Genomic DNA, 15,404 nt, shown 5'->3' with positions numbered 1-15,404 from the left:
GATTGTCTGACTCTCCCAATACCGCTGATAAAAATGCGATTATAAACATAAAACTGCCAACAGATGACAATGTGTTGGCAGTTACAACTTCACGACAAAATGGCCACAGCAACACTCCCTATGACAGCTTTAACCTTGGCTTTCATGTTAGTGATAGCGAACACTGCGTAACCTTAAATCGACAAAAACTCGCTCAGTATTTTCCACAAGAATGTAATATTCAATGGCTAAATCAAATTCATGGCAGTGATGTTATTGATGTTAAATGTTATTCATCTACGCCTTTAACGGCAGATGCTTCCTACACCAATAATAGCAACCTTGCATTGGGAATACTCACCGCTGACTGTTTGCCAATTTTATTAGTAAATAATACAGGCGCTGAAATTGCGGCAATTCATGGTGGTTGGCGGCCATTGGCTGATAATATTATCGCCAATACCGTTAAATTATTTAAAGATACACCAGACAACATAACAGCATGGTTAGGCCCCTGTATTGGTCCAAAAGCCTTTGAAGTGGGCTTGGAAGTAAAGCAACAATTCGAAAAACTATCACCTGACTTTTCTAAAGCCTTTGTACAACAGCCAGATGGAAAGTTTCTTGCTGACCTGCATCTGATTGCAACATTACAATTACAGCAACTCGGTATCAATAAGATCATTGGCTTAGCCGAGTGTACCTATACAAATCAGGACAAATATTTTTCTTACCGAAGAGATGGAAAAACTGGCCGTATGGCGTCTGTTATATGTATTAACACATAACTTCAAAACTAAAATTGTAATCTTTTATAAACAATAAATTATTCAGCGCCATTGAAATTCATCCGCTCTGTGCATATTTAACTAATAGAAGCAGTTAAAAAACTTATTTAATTTACGATTAAATAAAACGGAGTATTTTCATGCGATTAGATAAACTCACTCAAAAATTTCAACAAGCCTTAGCCGATGCTCAATCGTTAGCGTTGGGTAAAGATCATCAGTTCATCGAACCTGCCCACTTAATGTTAGCGTTGCTAAATCAGTCGGGCGGTTCAGTGTTACCTATTTTAAAAAACTGTGGTGTTGATGTAAGTAATTTTCGCAATAAACTCACTCAACTGTTAGAGCAAATACCACAGGTTGAGGGCGTTGGCGGGGAAATACAGGTTTCCAATCAACTTGCTTCCTTATTAAACCTTTGCGATAAGCTGTCGCAAAAACAAAATGATAAGTTTATCTCTTCAGAAATATTCCTACTAGCAGCTCTGCAAGATAAAGGCAGGTTGGGGGGGTTATTAAAGCAACTCTCTTTAAAAGAAAAGCAAATACTTGCTGCTATTGAAAAGGCACGTGGTGGTCAAACTGTTGATGACCCTAACGCAGAAGATACTCGCCAAGCTCTTGATAAGTACACCATAAACTTAACTGAACGAGCAGAGCAAGGTAAATTAGACCCGGTGATTGGTCGCGATGAAGAGATCCGACGAACCGTGCAGGTATTGCAGCGCCGAACGAAAAACAATCCAGTATTAATTGGCCAACCTGGTGTTGGCAAAACCGCCATTGTAGAAGGGTTAGCCCAGCGTATTGTTAATGGCGAAGTATCAGAAGGGCTTAAAAACAAGCAAGTACTTTCACTAGATATGGGCGCCCTTATCGCAGGCGCTAAGTACCGAGGTGAATTTGAGGAACGATTAAAAGCGGTATTAAGTGAACTTGCCAAAGAGGAAGGTCAGGTTATTTTATTCATCGATGAACTTCATACTATGGTTGGCGCAGGTAAAAGCGATGGTGCAATGGATGCAAGTAACATGCTAAAGCCTGCGCTGGCTCGTGGCGACTTACATTGCGTAGGTGCAACTACCTTAGATGAATATCGACAATATATTGAAAAAGATGCTGCCCTAGAGCGTCGTTTTCAAAAAGTATTAGTAGAAGAGCCTAGTGTTGAAGACACCATTGCTATATTACGTGGTTTGAAAGAGCGTTATGAATTACACCACAGCGTAGACATAACTGATCCAGCCATAGTTTCTGCGGCAAGTTTATCGCACCGCTATATAAGTGATCGTCAACTACCAGACAAAGCGATCGACCTTATTGATGAAGCGGCTTCCAGTATAAGAATGCAAATGGATTCTAAACCAGAAGATTTAGATCGTATTGAGCGCCGACTTATCCAGCTTAAACTTGAACAAAAAGCGATTGAGAAAGAAAGCGATGCTGCATCAATTAAACGCTTACAGCTAATGGAAGAAGAAATTAGTGATAACCAACAGCGGTTTGATCAGTTAGAACAAGTTTGGAAAAATGAAAAAGCTTCTGTTTATGGCACTCAAGCCATTAAAGCTGACTTAGAACAAGCACGGCTGGATTTGGAAGTTGCGCATCGAGGTGGCGACTTAAATCGCATGTCTGAATTGCAATATGGCCGTATTCCTGAGTTGGAAAAGCAATTGGAAAGTTCAGTAAATGCCGATGAAATCGAACTAACCCTGTTAAAGAATAGGGTTACAGATGTAGAAATAGCAGAAGTATTGTCTAAAGCTACTGGTATACCTGTAGCAAAAATGCTCGAAGGTGAGCGAGATAAACTATTGCAGATGGAGCAACAGCTGCAGAAAAAAGTGATAGGACAAAGCGAAGCATTAACTGCCGTTTCTAATGCAATTCGTCGATCTCGAGCAGGACTGTCAGATCCTAATCAGCCGATTGGTTCATTTATGTTTTTAGGGCCAACAGGCGTTGGCAAAACAGAACTCACTAAAGCGTTAGCCAATTTTCTCTTCGATAGTGAGGATGCGTTGATCAGGGTCGACATGTCTGAGTTTATGGAAAAACATTCTGTGGCTCGATTAATCGGGGCACCGCCTGGTTATGTTGGTTACGAAGAAGGTGGATATATAACAGAGGCTGTTCGTCGAAAACCATATTCAGTGATCTTGCTCGATGAAATTGAAAAGGCTCACCCAGATGTGTTTAATATTTTATTACAAGTATTAGATGATGGCCGTTTAACGGATGGCCAGGGGCGAACTGTTGATTTTCGTAATACCGTTATTATTATGACGTCAAATATGGGCTCAGATCTGATCCAGGAGTTAGCGACTGAAAGCTCTTATGATGATTTACGAAATACCGTAATGGGCGTTGTTGGCCAGCATTTCAAACCTGAATTTATAAACCGAATTGATGAATCAGTTGTATTCCATCCATTAAATGCACAGCAAATAAAGAAAATCGCTAATATTCAAATTAAACAGTTAGCAGGCCGTCTGGCTGAAAAGCAATTATCATTAGAGATCAGTGATGATGCCTTAACGAAAGTGGCTGAAGTTGGTTTTGATCCCGTATATGGTGCAAGACCACTGAAGCGGGCAATACAACAATATATTGAAAACCCGTTGGCACAAGAGCTGCTATCAGGAAAATATTTACCTGAAACTACAATAACAATAGAGCTAGGCTCTTCTGGACAGCTCGTTATTAATTAAATGCAATGATATTAGAGGATGCTTGCTATACCAGTTCGCATAATGACTTACTCAATGAGTAGAACATTATACGGATTGGTATTACTTGCAGTAGGCTGCTACTTCTTTTTCACTCTGTTGAATTCGTTGAATTCGTTCAGCATCTGAGAGCAAGCGAGATTTTCCGTTAGCTTCAGTAACTTCAATTGTTGCAAAGTCATTTAATGTTCTAAGGTTAGCTTCGGCATTTTTGCATTTGATGCTTGATGCCTGTGCAAGTTGGTTATTTAATTGCTTATCTCTGGCTTCATCAGAAATAGACTCTTTAAGTGGAGCTTGTACTGGTGAGTAGGTAGTTTCAACAGTAATTTCAGTAAAGTCATCTTCGAGCGGTTCATGCTGTCCATAATGCACAACATTGTTTTCGTCTACCCAACGATAGACGGTAACGTCTTTTGCTTGTGCCAGAATACTCGTACAAGCGCAAGTTGCACTTAATACTAATAACAAGAATTTCCTATTCATACCCTTCCTTTGAGTAAACCATCTATTTGCATTATATAAAGATGAAATTAATTTATAACAGCTGCTCAATAATTAAACAACAATAAACTAATTCAAACTTAAACAAAGTATAATGCAAAAACTGGTCTAATATGTAGCATAGATTTAAAAAAATGCTTCGCAATGTGAAAAAATATTGGCTAAGTAAGCAGAATATTTCGAAATAGGATGTATTTGTTCAGAAAACGAGCGAACAAACAGTTATTTCAATTTAATTGCAAAAAGGTGTTGACGGCGGCGCAAAAATCCCTAAAATGCGCATCCACTTCCACAGGGAATCGCGGCAAGTTACGGCAACGTTACTGCAGAGCAACCAGCGGAAAGTGGTGTAGATGGTTTGTGCTCATTAAGGTAAGTTTTACCGAGTTACATACAACAACAATTAAATTCGAAAATATTGAAATTAACTGTTGACATCAACACTGGATGACGTACAATGCGCATCCACTTCAGGCAAGGCTACTAGCCGGTTTGAAGCAAAAGAGACTAACGAATGCGATTAGCTCTTCGTTCGAATAGAACGGTTCTTTAACAATTAGTTATCATGCAATTTGTGTGGGCACTCACATTAAGATTGATTTACAACATAGATACTTCGGTATCAAAAATCACTTAATGATGATGAACACACAAACAAATTAATTATCTTTATTTAGCGATGAAGTTAATTAGTACGTTTTAGTTTAACCAGCTTCTGGTTAGACGAAACATTCAGAATTCATTGAGTAGCATCGCTTGTCGATGCATATGTAACAACTTTTTAATTGAAGAGTTTGATCATGGCTCAGATTGAACGCTGGCGGCAGGCTTAACACATGCAAGTCGAGCGGAAACGAAGGGTAGCTTGCTACTCTGGCGTCGAGCGGCGGACGGGTGAGTAATGCTTGGGAATATGCCTTTAGGTGGGGGACAACAGTTGGAAACGACTGCTAATACCGCATAATGTCTACGGACCAAAGGGGGGGATCTTCGGACCTCTCGCCTATAGATTAGCCCAAGTGAGATTAGCTAGTTGGTAAGGTAAAGGCTTACCAAGGCGACGATCTCTAGCTGGTTTGAGAGGATGATCAGCCACACTGGGACTGAGACACGGCCCAGACTCCTACGGGAGGCAGCAGTGGGGAATATTGCACAATGGGGGAAACCCTGATGCAGCCATGCCGCGTGTGTGAAGAAGGCCTTCGGGTTGTAAAGCACTTTCAGTTGTGAGGAAAGGTTAGTAGTTAATAACTGCTAGCTGTGACGTTAGCAACAGAAGAAGCACCGGCTAACTCCGTGCCAGCAGCCGCGGTAATACGGAGGGTGCGAGCGTTAATCGGAATTACTGGGCGTAAAGCGTGCGTAGGCGGTTTGTTAAGCAAGATGTGAAAGCCCAGGGCTCAACCTTGGAACTGCATTTTGAACTGGCAAGCTAGAGTATTGTAGAGGGTGGTGGAATTTCCAGTGTAGCGGTGAAATGCGTAGAGATTGGAAGGAACATCAGTGGCGAAGGCGGCCACCTGGACAAATACTGACGCTGAGGCACGAAAGCGTGGGGAGCAAACAGGATTAGATACCCTGGTAGTCCACGCCGTAAACGATGTCAACTAGCTGTCTGTAGACTTGATCTGTGGGTAGCGCAGCTAACGCGATAAGTTGACCGCCTGGGGAGTACGGCCGCAAGGTTAAAACTCAAATGAATTGACGGGGGCCCGCACAAGCGGTGGAGCATGTGGTTTAATTCGATGCAACGCGAAGAACCTTACCATCCCTTGACATCCAGAGAATTTTCTAGAGATAGATTAGTGCCTTCGGGAACTCTGAGACAGGTGCTGCATGGCTGTCGTCAGCTCGTGTTGTGAAATGTTGGGTTAAGTCCCGCAACGAGCGCAACCCCTATCCTTATTTGCCAGCGAGTAGTGTCGGGAACTCTAAGGAGACTGCCGGTGATAAACCGGAGGAAGGTGGGGACGACGTCAAGTCATCATGGCCCTTACGGGATGGGCTACACACGTGCTACAATGGCAGATACAGAGGGCAGCAAGACCGCGAGGTGGAGCGAATCCCAGAAAGTCTGTCGTAGTCCGGATCGGAGTCTGCAACTCGACTCCGTGAAGTCGGAATCGCTAGTAATCGTGGATCAGAATGCCACGGTGAATACGTTCCCGGGCCTTGTACACACCGCCCGTCACACCATGGGAGTAGGTTGCAAAAGAAGTAGCTAGTTTAACCTTCGGGGGGACGGTTACCACTTTGTGATTTATGACTGGGGTGAAGTCGTAACAAGGTAACCCTAGGGGAACCTGGGGTTGGATCACCTCCTTACCTTAAGTAGACAACTTAATGAGAGCTTAGGCTCTGCGAGTGTTCACACAAATTACATGATAACGAAAGTAAAGAATAAGAAATCAAAGGTAAGCACAGCTTACCTTTGGTTTTTTACCAAAATCTGCACCGAATGCGTGTGTTGATTAACTCTTTAACAATTTGGAAAGCTGATATTAAACCCGGTAATTCGTGTTTATGACCTCCAATCATAAACCCGCTCTTGAAATAGAGAGTACGAATTACCACGATAGCTAACTTGTTAGCTATCACCGAGCTGTTTTATACAACAGCTCAACATTATTAATGGCAACTCTTATCGTGTTGTCATTAGTTCTTACTCAAGGCTCACAGTTTACTGTGGGTTTGACATGAAGATGTCAACATTCTTATGAATGCGTGAAAATGTCAGACCTATAACTTAGTTCGGATTAGTCTCCGGACATTCTTGAAGTTGCAAGACTTTTTGGGGTTGTATGGTTAAGTGACTAAGCGTATGTGGTGGATGCCTTGGCAGTTAGAGGCGATGAAGGACGTGTTAATCTGCGAAAAGCTGTGTTAAGCCGATAAAAGGCGTTATAGGCACAGATGTCCGAATGGGGGAACCCACCCAACGTAAGTTGGGTATCTTTTAGTGAATACATAGCTAATTGAGGCGAACCGGGAGAACTGAAACATCTAAGTACCCCGAGGAAAAGAAATCAACCGAGATTTCGTTAGTAGCGGCGAGCGAACGCGAATCAGCCCTTAAGCTATTTGGGCGTTAGTGGAATGTTCTGGAAAGGACAGCGATACAGGGTGATAGCCCCGTACACAAAAACAACCTAATAGTGAAATCGAGTAGGTCGGGACACGAGAAATCTTGACTGAATATGGGGGGACCATCCTCCAAGGCTAAATACTCCTAACTGACCGATAGTGAACCAGTACCGTGAGGGAAAGGCGAAAAGAACCCCTGTGAGGGGAGTGAAATAGAACCTGAAACCGCATACGTACAAGCAGTGGAAGCCGGATTTAGTCCGGTGCCTGCGTACCTTTTGTATAATGGGTCAGCGACTTATGTTCTGTAGCAAGGTTAACCGATTAGGGGAGCCGTAGCGAAAGCGAGTGTTAACTGCGCGTTTAGTTGCAGGGCATAGACCCGAAACCCGGCGATCTACCCATGGGCAGGTTGAAGGTTGAGTAACATCAACTGGAGGACCGAACACACGTATGTTGAAAAATGCGGTGATGACTTGTGGGTCGGAGTGAAAGGCTAATCAAGCCGGGAGATAGCTGGTTCTCCCCGAAATCTATTTAGGTAGAGCCTCGCACGAACACCATTGGGGGTAGAGCACTGTTAAGGCTAGGGGGTCATCCCGACTTACCAACCCTTTGCAAACTCCGAATACCAATGAGTGATATGCGGGAGACACACTACGGGTGCTAACGTCCGTTGTGGAAAGGGAAACAACCCAGACCGCCAGCTAAGGTCCCAAAGTCATAGTTAAGTGGGAAACGATGTGGAAAGGCATAGACAGCTAGGAGGTTGGCTTAGAAGCAGCCATCCTTTAAAGAAAGCGTAATAGCTCACTAGTCGAGTCGGTCTGCGCGGAAGATGTAACGGGGCTAAACTATGCACCGAAGCTGCGGATTTGAACTTAGGTTCAAGTGGTAGGGGAGCGTTCTGTAAGCCGTTGAAGGTGAATCGTAAGGTTTGCTGGAGGTATCAGAAGTGCGAATGCTGACATGAGTAACGATAAGGGGAGTGAAAAACTCCCCCGCCGAAAGACCAAGGTTTCCTGTCCCATGTTAATCAGGGCAGGGTAAGTCGGCCCCTAAGGCGAGGCGGAAACGCGTAGTCGATGGGAAACAGATTAATATTTCTGTACTTCTATATATTGCGAAGGAGGGACGGAGAAGGCTAAGCAAGCATGGCGCTGGTTGTCCATGTGAAAGTATGTAGGCTGAAGAATTAGGTAAATCCGGTTCTTCTTAAGGCTGAGATACGAGACGAGACTCTACGGAGTTGAAGTTGTTGATGCCATACTTCCAGGAAAAGCTTCTAAGCTTCAGATATATAGGAACCGTACCCCAAACCGACACAGGTGGTTAGGTAGAGAATACTAAGGCGCTTGAGAGAACTCGGGTGAAGGAACTAGGCAAAATAGTACCGTAACTTCGGGAGAAGGTACGCTCTCTAGTGTGAATCCCTTGCGGAGTAAGCACAGGAGAGTCGAAGTAACCAGGTGGCTGGAACTGTTTATTAAAAACACAGCACTGTGCAAAATCGAAAGATGACGTATACGGTGTGACGCCTGCCCGGTGCCGGAAGGTTAATTGATTGGGTTAGCTCTGCGAAGCTCATGATCGAAGCCCCGGTAAACGGCGGCCGTAACTATAACGGTCCTAAGGTAGCGAAATTCCTTGTCGGGTAAGTTCCGACCTGCACGAATGGCGTAATCATGGCCACACTGTCTCCACCCGAGACTCAGTGAAATTGAATTTGCGGTTAAGATGCCGTATACCCGCGGCTAGACGGAAAGACCCCGTGAACCTTTACTATAGCTTGACAGTGAACATTGCTCCTACATGTGTAGGATAGGTGGGAGGCTTTGAAACCGCGTCGCTAGATGTGGTGGAGCCAATCTTGAAATACCACCCTTGTATGCGTGATGTTCTAACCTAGGGCCCTTATCGGGCTTGGGGACACTGTCTGGTGGGTAGTTTGACTGGGGCGGTCTCCTCCCAAAGAGTAACGGAGGAGCACGAAGGTTGGCTAAGTATGGTCGGACATCATACGGTTAGTGCAATGGCATAAGCCAGCTTAACTGCGAGACAGACACGTCGAGCAGGTACGAAAGTAGGTCATAGTGATCCGGTGGTTCTGTATGGAAGGGCCATCGCTCAACGGATAAAAGGTACTCCGGGGATAACAGGCTGATACCGCCCAAGAGTTCATATCGACGGCGGTGTTTGGCACCTCGATGTCGGCTCATCACATCCTGGGGCTGAAGTCGGTCCCAAGGGTATGGCTGTTCGCCATTTAAAGTGGTACGCGAGCTGGGTTTAGAACGTCGTGAGACAGTTCGGTCCCTATCTGCCGTGGGCGTTTGAGAATTGAAGAGGGCTGCTCCTAGTACGAGAGGACCGGAGTGGACGAACCTCTGGTGTTCGGGTTGTCACGCCAGTGGCATTGCCCGGTAGCTACGTTCGGAACTGATAACCGCTGAAAGCATCTAAGCGGGAAGCAGGCTTTGAGATGAGTTCTCACTGGGACTTTAAGTCCCCTAAAGGGTCGTTGGAGACTACAACGTTGATAGGTCAGGTGTGTAAGTGCTGTGAGGCATTGAGCTAACTGATACTAATTGCCCGTGAGGCTTAACCATACAACACCCAAGCAGTTTTGCTTGAGTTGTATGGTCTGATGAAAATCACGCATTAAAGAATACGACTTGAGTAAGTCACGGTTTAATACGCGTCCTGAACTTGTTTCAGGATCTATACAGCTTTCAAAATTGTACAATGTTTTTGTCTGGCGACAATAGCACTGTGGAACCACCTGATCCCATGCCGAACTCAGAAGTGAAACGCAGTTGCGCCGATGGTAGTGTGGGAGTTCCCATGTGAGAGTAGGTCATCGCCAGGCTCCTAATTCCGAAAAGCCCCTAGCTAACGCTAGGGGCTTTTTTCGTTTTAGATCCTGAATTCATAAAGCCACAACGCTCTGATGGAGGTTCCGGAAATCGCTGCGCGATTCCGGGATGACGTGGTGTAAGTTAATTAGCGTCGCGGTTACGCAATCATAATAAGAAAAAGTACTCCGTCATTCCATCGTGCTTTTGGATGGAACCTCCTTCCGAGTATCGTATCTTGAATGTTTATGCTTTTATAGCCACTACGCTCTGAAGGAGGTCCCGGACATCGCTTAAGCTCTTCCGGGATGACGTGGTGTAAGTTAATTAACACCGCATTTGCTCAAATATCCATTGAAAAAGGATGACGTTATATTGTTTCAAGTAAAAGTACACCGTCACCGACATAATGCGTTCATCCCTGAGCCTGTCGGCATTCGTGCTTCCTGTACGTCATTCCCCAAGAACTGAACGAGATTTGCGACCTCCTGCCACGTTTTCTTCTTGAATATTTCCGCAAATACACTTTTCGTGTATTGATGTTTTAAAAGACGCAGCACTCGATAACCGAGCTTATTAGTTTTGTTTCCACTAAATATGGAAATTTATCATTCATGCGTAAGTTCAATTTTGCATAAAAATTTACTTCTTATAACCAAAATAGAATATTTACTCGAAAAAATCTAAATAATACCAATTTTTTGCTTTTTTTGACTATTGACAAAATTTATTTACAAGCAATTGACATTTGATCATTGCTAAAAATAATTGGAGTGATTATTCTATTTCTTTTAACTGAAGAGTTAGGTTATGGAAAATTTATCAGAAACATTTGTTGAAGCGGGAGTTCTTATGCTGGTGGGCATGGGATTTGTATTCGCTTTTCTTGGTTTATTAATTATTGCTATTACTTTATTAGCAAAATTCGCGAGCCAATTTCCTGAAACTGCTCCAGCTACCAATAAGATAAGCACTGGTCAGGCTGCAAATAATCAAATCCCAGCTGGTGTTGTTGCTGCTATAACTACAGCAGTCGCTCAATATCGCAAGAATAATGTAAAGAATTAGGAGCAAGGTATGTCAAGTCCATTAGGAATTACTGAAGTTGTACTAAGAGATGGTCATCAATCGTTATTGGCCACTCGTTTTCGTTTGGAAGATATGTTGCCAATCGCAAGTAAGTTAGATGAAATTGGCTATTGGTCAATTGAGTCTTGGGGTGGTGCCACCTTCGATTCTTGTATTCGTTATTTAGGTGAAGATCCATGGGAACGTATCCGTAAATTAAAAGCGGCAATGCCAAATACTAAGCAGCAAATGCTGTTTCGTGGTCAAAATATTCTTGGCTACCGTCATTATGCTGACGATGTAGTAGAAAAGTTCGTTGAACGTGCACATGTTAATGGTATTGATGTGTTCCGTATTTTCGATGCAATGAACGATCCTCGTAACCTTGAAACTGCCATTAAAGCTGCAGTTAAAGTTGGTGCACACGCTCAAGGTACTCTTTCTTATACAGAAAGTCCTGTTCATAGCCTTCAAGGTTGGTTAGATATGGCCAAACAACTTGAAGATATGGGCGCGCATTCTCTTTGTATAAAAGACATGTCTGGTTTATTAAACCCATATGATGCAGAAGAGTTAATTACTAAATTAAAAGAAACTGTTGAATTGCCACTTGCACTTCATTGTCATGCAACTACTGGTTTAAGTATGGCGACCCATATGAAATCAATTGATGCTGGTGTTGATGTTATCGACACGTCTATCTCATCAATGAGTATGACTTATGGCCATTCACCGACAGAAGCTATTGTTTCAACAGTTCAAGGTCGCGATCGCGACACTGGCCTAGATTTAACCAAGCTTGCTGAGGTTGCTGCTTACTTCCGTGATGTTCGTGAAAAATACGGCAAGTTCGAAGGTAGCTTAAAAGGTGTAGATTCTAGAATCCTATTAGCACAAGTTCCTGGTGGCATGTTAACTAACATGGAAAACCAATTAAAAGAGCAAGGCGCTTCTGATAAATTCGATGAGGTATTACAAGAAATACCACGTGTTCGTAAAGAATTAGGTTATATTCCATTAGTAACGCCAACGTCGCAAATTGTTGGAACTCAGTCAGTACTTAATGTATTAACCGGTGAGCGTTATAAATCAATTACCAAAGAAACTGCTGGTGTTTTAAAAGGTGAGTACGGTGCTACTCCTGCCGACGTAGATGGCCCATTACAACAAAAAGTATTGGATGGTAGCGAAGCGATTACTTGTCGTCCTGCTGATTTGTTAACGCCTGAAATGGATAAATTAACTGATGAATTAGGTCAGTTGGCAAAAGAGAAAAACATCACTCTTGCCGATGACGTGATCGATGACGTATTAACGTACGCATTATTTCCACAAATCGGTCTTAAATTCTTAGAAAATCGTAATAATCCAGATGCATTCGAACCAGTACCAAGTAAAGATGATGTGAAACTTGCTGCAGCCAATGATGGTAAGCCTGAAAGCTATGCCGTACAAGTTGATGGTAAAGTTTACGATGTTGTCGTAGCTCCTGGTGGCAGCATTGAAAATATTGCCCCTGCAGGTCAAGCTGCTCCAATTGCTGCCGCCGCACCTGCTGCGCCCGCAGCATCTAGTGGAGAAACGTTGAATGCGCCACTGGCAGGTAATATCTTCAAAATCTTGGCTAAAGCAGGTGACTCTGTAGCTGAAGGTGATGTTGTTATTATTATGGAAGCGATGAAGATGGAAACCGAAATTCGCGCAACCGCTTCAGGTACGATTAGTTCGGTAAACATTAAAGAAGGTGATGCTGTCGCAGTTGGCGATGCATTACTAACGCTATAAAAGGATAACTCATGGAGTCTTTATATACCCTTTGGTTATCTACCGGCCTAGCTAATTTTGAATTTGGCCAAGTGGTCATGATGTTGGTAGGTTTAGGATTATTATATTTAGCGATTGCTAAAGGCTTTGAGCCTTTGTTGCTACTACCTATTGGCTTTGGTGCTATTTTAACAAATATTCCTGTAGCCGGTTTTAGTGAAGTTGGTGGCTTGTTGCACTACATCTACTACGCAGGTATTGATACCGGGATCTTCCCGCTGTTGATCTTTATGGGCGTTGGTGCAATGACCGACTTTGGCGCGTTAATCGCCAATCCTAGAATGTTGTTTTTAGGCGCCGCCGCTCAGTTTGGTATTTTCGCTACGTTATTTGGCGCCATTGCTTTAAATGCAATACCAGGCTTTGACTTTAGCTTAAAAGATGCGTCTGCAATAGCCATTATTGGTGGTGCTGACGGTCCAACGGCTATCTTCTTAGCGTCAAAGCTTGCGCCTGAATTATTAGGAGCTATCGCTGTTGCTGCTTATTCATATATGGCGCTTGTACCTATTATTCAGCCGCCAATCATGAAAGCGTTAACGAATGAAGAAGAACGCAAAATAGAAATGAAACAATTACGCCATGTGACTAAGATCGAAAAAATGATCTTCCCACTAGCGGTATTGTTAGCGACCATATTCTTCTTGCCTGCAGCGACGCCTCTTGTTGGTATGTTCTGTTTAGGTAACTTAATGCGTGAATGTGGCGTGGTTGATCGTTTAAGCTCAACAGCACAAAATGAACTGATTAACATCGTAACTATTTTCCTAGGGTTAGGTGTTGGTTCAAAGTTAAGTGCTGAAGCGTTCTTAAATGTTGAAACGTTAGGTATATTAGCGCTTGGTGCTGTGGCATTCTCAATCGGTACCGCAGCAGGCGTTCTGATGGCTAAATTATTAGGTAAGCTATCTAAAGACCCTATTAACCCTTTAGTCGGTGCAGCAGGTGTTTCTGCCGTTCCTATGGCTGCTCGTGTAGTTAATAAGGTTGGCCTAGAGGCAAATCCGCATAACTTCTTATTAATGCATGCTATGGGACCGAACGTTGCTGGTGTACTTGGCTCAGCTGTTGCTGCCGGTGTACTGTTGGCATTGGTTGGCTAACTAGCATCATCAAAAGATAACCTGTTAGCTGTTGCTATCAAGACTAGGCCGGAGTAAATTATTACTATAATTTTCTCCGGCCTTTTTTATAATGCATTTAAAATCAATAACTAATCTATGCAAGTTCACACTTATCAGTTGTCTGGTACTTAATCTGTTTGCATGTAATGACGAAGAACAAGCCAGCAGCAACATTAAACCTGCAGTTACTGAAAAAAACTCTCATCAAGAAATTAGCAATCAACCTTGGGTTGAAGTAAAGCAACAGAATCTACTTTATCTGCAACTCGACACAGGTACAGTTACTATATTGCTTGCAGACTTTTTTGCACCTAAGCACACAAAATACATTCAAGAGTTAGTAAATGAGGGCTTCTATAATGGCTTACCTTTATATCGAGTGATTGAAAACTTTGTTGTGCAAGGTGGTGATATGAGTGAGCAAAAAGCAAGCCGAGTTAAACGCTCCATGCAAGCCGAGTTTGAACGTGAAATCCTAACAGAAACGCCATTTAGTCTCGTACAACAAGGTGATTTATTGGCAGAGCAAACTGGATTTATCAATGGCTTTGCCGTTGGACGTTCAATCAGCGAAGGTAAAGAATGGTTAATTCATTGCCCTGGTGCAATTAACTTAGCCAGAGGTATGCAGCCAAACTCTGGTACAACTGATTTTGCCATCATGTTTGGTACTCCACCTCGCCACCTTGACCGTAATATGAGTATATTTGGTCGAATGATTGCCGGCTGGGAGCACTTTTACCAGGTAAAACGTGGTTCAAAAGAAAAGGGCGGGGTGATAAGTGACACAAGTAAAGCAAGTTATATAGTAAAAGCTTATCTTGGCTCCAGCTTGCCTGCAGATAAGCAACAAACAGTTTATATCGAAAATACCGCAACAGCTGAATTTCAACAACGAATCGAGAAACGCCGAAAGTTAGATAATGATTTTTATCAATACAAAGGTAATGGCAATATGGATGTATGTTATTTTCCGATTAAAATTAAGTTTGAATAGGCGAGAGCAATAACTTTACTTCTAGAAGGATGTTTTATGGATGATCATGAAAAAATTAATTATTTAGAGCTGCCAGCAGTAGATATAGTTGCCATTAAACGTTTTTATCAAAACACTTTTGATTGGCAATTTGTTGATTACGGCGATGAGTATTGTGCGTTCAATGACGGCGTTATTAATGGCGGATTTTATCAAGTTGATGTGCGTAGTAGTTATGAAAAGGGCGGAGCTTTAATTGTGCTTTACAGTAAAAATCTAGAAGAAAGTGCCGCTAAAGTATTAAATAACAATGGTGTTATTGTAAAACCTATATTTTCTTTTCCTGGTGGCCGCAGATTTCACTTTACTGATCCCAATGGTAATGAGCTAGCAATTTGGTCTGATAAGTAAAGCAGGTAACATGTAGAAGGAGAGTCAGCTCTTTATCGTAAATCTGACTCACCTCGAAC

Annotated in this window: 8 protein-coding genes and 3 rRNA genes; 10 read left to right on the top strand and 1 reads right to left on the bottom strand. The window is 42.9% G+C overall.

Annotated elements, in window-relative coordinates; all coding sequences use genetic code 11:
• Positions 1 to 2: 2 nt before the first annotated feature.
• Together pgeF and clpB are read left to right on the top strand one after the other, a co-directional pair.
• Positions 3 to 767 carry a peptidoglycan editing factor PgeF gene (pgeF, locus tag RI845_RS13970; protein ID WP_348386777.1) on the top strand — a complete coding sequence of 255 codons (765 nt, stop codon included), beginning with the start codon at positions 3 to 5 and terminating at the stop codon, positions 765 to 767.
• Between the two features lie 140 nt (positions 768 to 907).
• Complete coding sequence (gene clpB, locus RI845_RS13965; protein ID WP_348386776.1) at positions 908 to 3,481, top strand: ATP-dependent chaperone ClpB; 2,574 nt, start codon at positions 908 to 910, stop codon at positions 3,479 to 3,481.
• An 81-nt stretch (positions 3,482 to 3,562) separates the two neighbouring features.
• Here the strand turns inward: clpB and RI845_RS13960 are convergent, their stop codons facing one another.
• Entirely contained in the window at positions 3,563 to 3,985 is a 423-nt protein-coding gene (locus RI845_RS13960; protein ID WP_348386775.1) for a DUF4124 domain-containing protein, read from the bottom strand.
• An 800-nt stretch (positions 3,986 to 4,785) separates the two neighbouring features.
• Here RI845_RS13960 and RI845_RS13955 point away from each other — a divergent pair.
• The 8 genes from RI845_RS13955 (at position 4,786) to RI845_RS13920 (ending at position 15,345) form a co-directional block, all read left to right on the top strand.
• Positions 4,786 to 6,328, top strand: a 16S ribosomal RNA gene (locus RI845_RS13955).
• A gap of 478 nt (positions 6,329 to 6,806) precedes the next feature.
• A 23S ribosomal RNA gene (locus RI845_RS13950) occupies positions 6,807 to 9,696 on the top strand.
• A gap of 145 nt (positions 9,697 to 9,841) precedes the next feature.
• A 5S ribosomal RNA gene (gene rrf, locus RI845_RS13945) occupies positions 9,842 to 9,956 on the top strand.
• The 16S, 23S and 5S rRNA genes sit together here, the layout of an rRNA operon.
• A 796-nt stretch (positions 9,957 to 10,752) precedes the next feature.
• Positions 10,753 to 11,010, top strand: a complete 258-nt coding sequence (locus tag RI845_RS13940; protein WP_348386774.1) for an OadG family protein — start codon at positions 10,753 to 10,755, stop codon at positions 11,008 to 11,010.
• A 9-nt stretch (positions 11,011 to 11,019) separates the two neighbouring features.
• Positions 11,020 to 12,795 (top strand): sodium-extruding oxaloacetate decarboxylase subunit alpha, encoded by a 1,776-nt coding sequence (oadA, locus tag RI845_RS13935; protein ID WP_348386773.1) that lies wholly within the window; start codon positions 11,020 to 11,022, stop codon positions 12,793 to 12,795.
• Between the two features lie 11 nt (positions 12,796 to 12,806).
• Positions 12,807 to 13,937 (top strand): sodium ion-translocating decarboxylase subunit beta, encoded by a 1,131-nt coding sequence (locus RI845_RS13930; protein WP_348386772.1) that lies wholly within the window; start codon positions 12,807 to 12,809, stop codon positions 13,935 to 13,937.
• A 91-nt stretch (positions 13,938 to 14,028) separates the two neighbouring features.
• Positions 14,029 to 14,955 carry a peptidylprolyl isomerase gene (locus RI845_RS13925; RefSeq protein WP_348386771.1) on the top strand — a complete coding sequence of 309 codons (927 nt, stop codon included), beginning with the start codon at positions 14,029 to 14,031 and terminating at the stop codon, positions 14,953 to 14,955.
• A gap of 36 nt (positions 14,956 to 14,991) precedes the next feature.
• Complete coding sequence (locus RI845_RS13920) at positions 14,992 to 15,345, top strand: VOC family protein (protein WP_348386770.1); 354 nt, start codon at positions 14,992 to 14,994, stop codon at positions 15,343 to 15,345.
• Positions 15,346 to 15,404: the final 59 nt, after the last annotated feature.

It is taken from the genome of Thalassotalea nanhaiensis (assembly GCF_031583575.1).
Classification (GTDB): domain Bacteria; phylum Pseudomonadota; class Gammaproteobacteria; order Enterobacterales; family Alteromonadaceae; genus Thalassotalea_A; species Thalassotalea_A nanhaiensis.
Note: the sequence above shows the minus strand (reverse complement) of the source record. Positions and strands in the feature narration are given on the sequence as shown.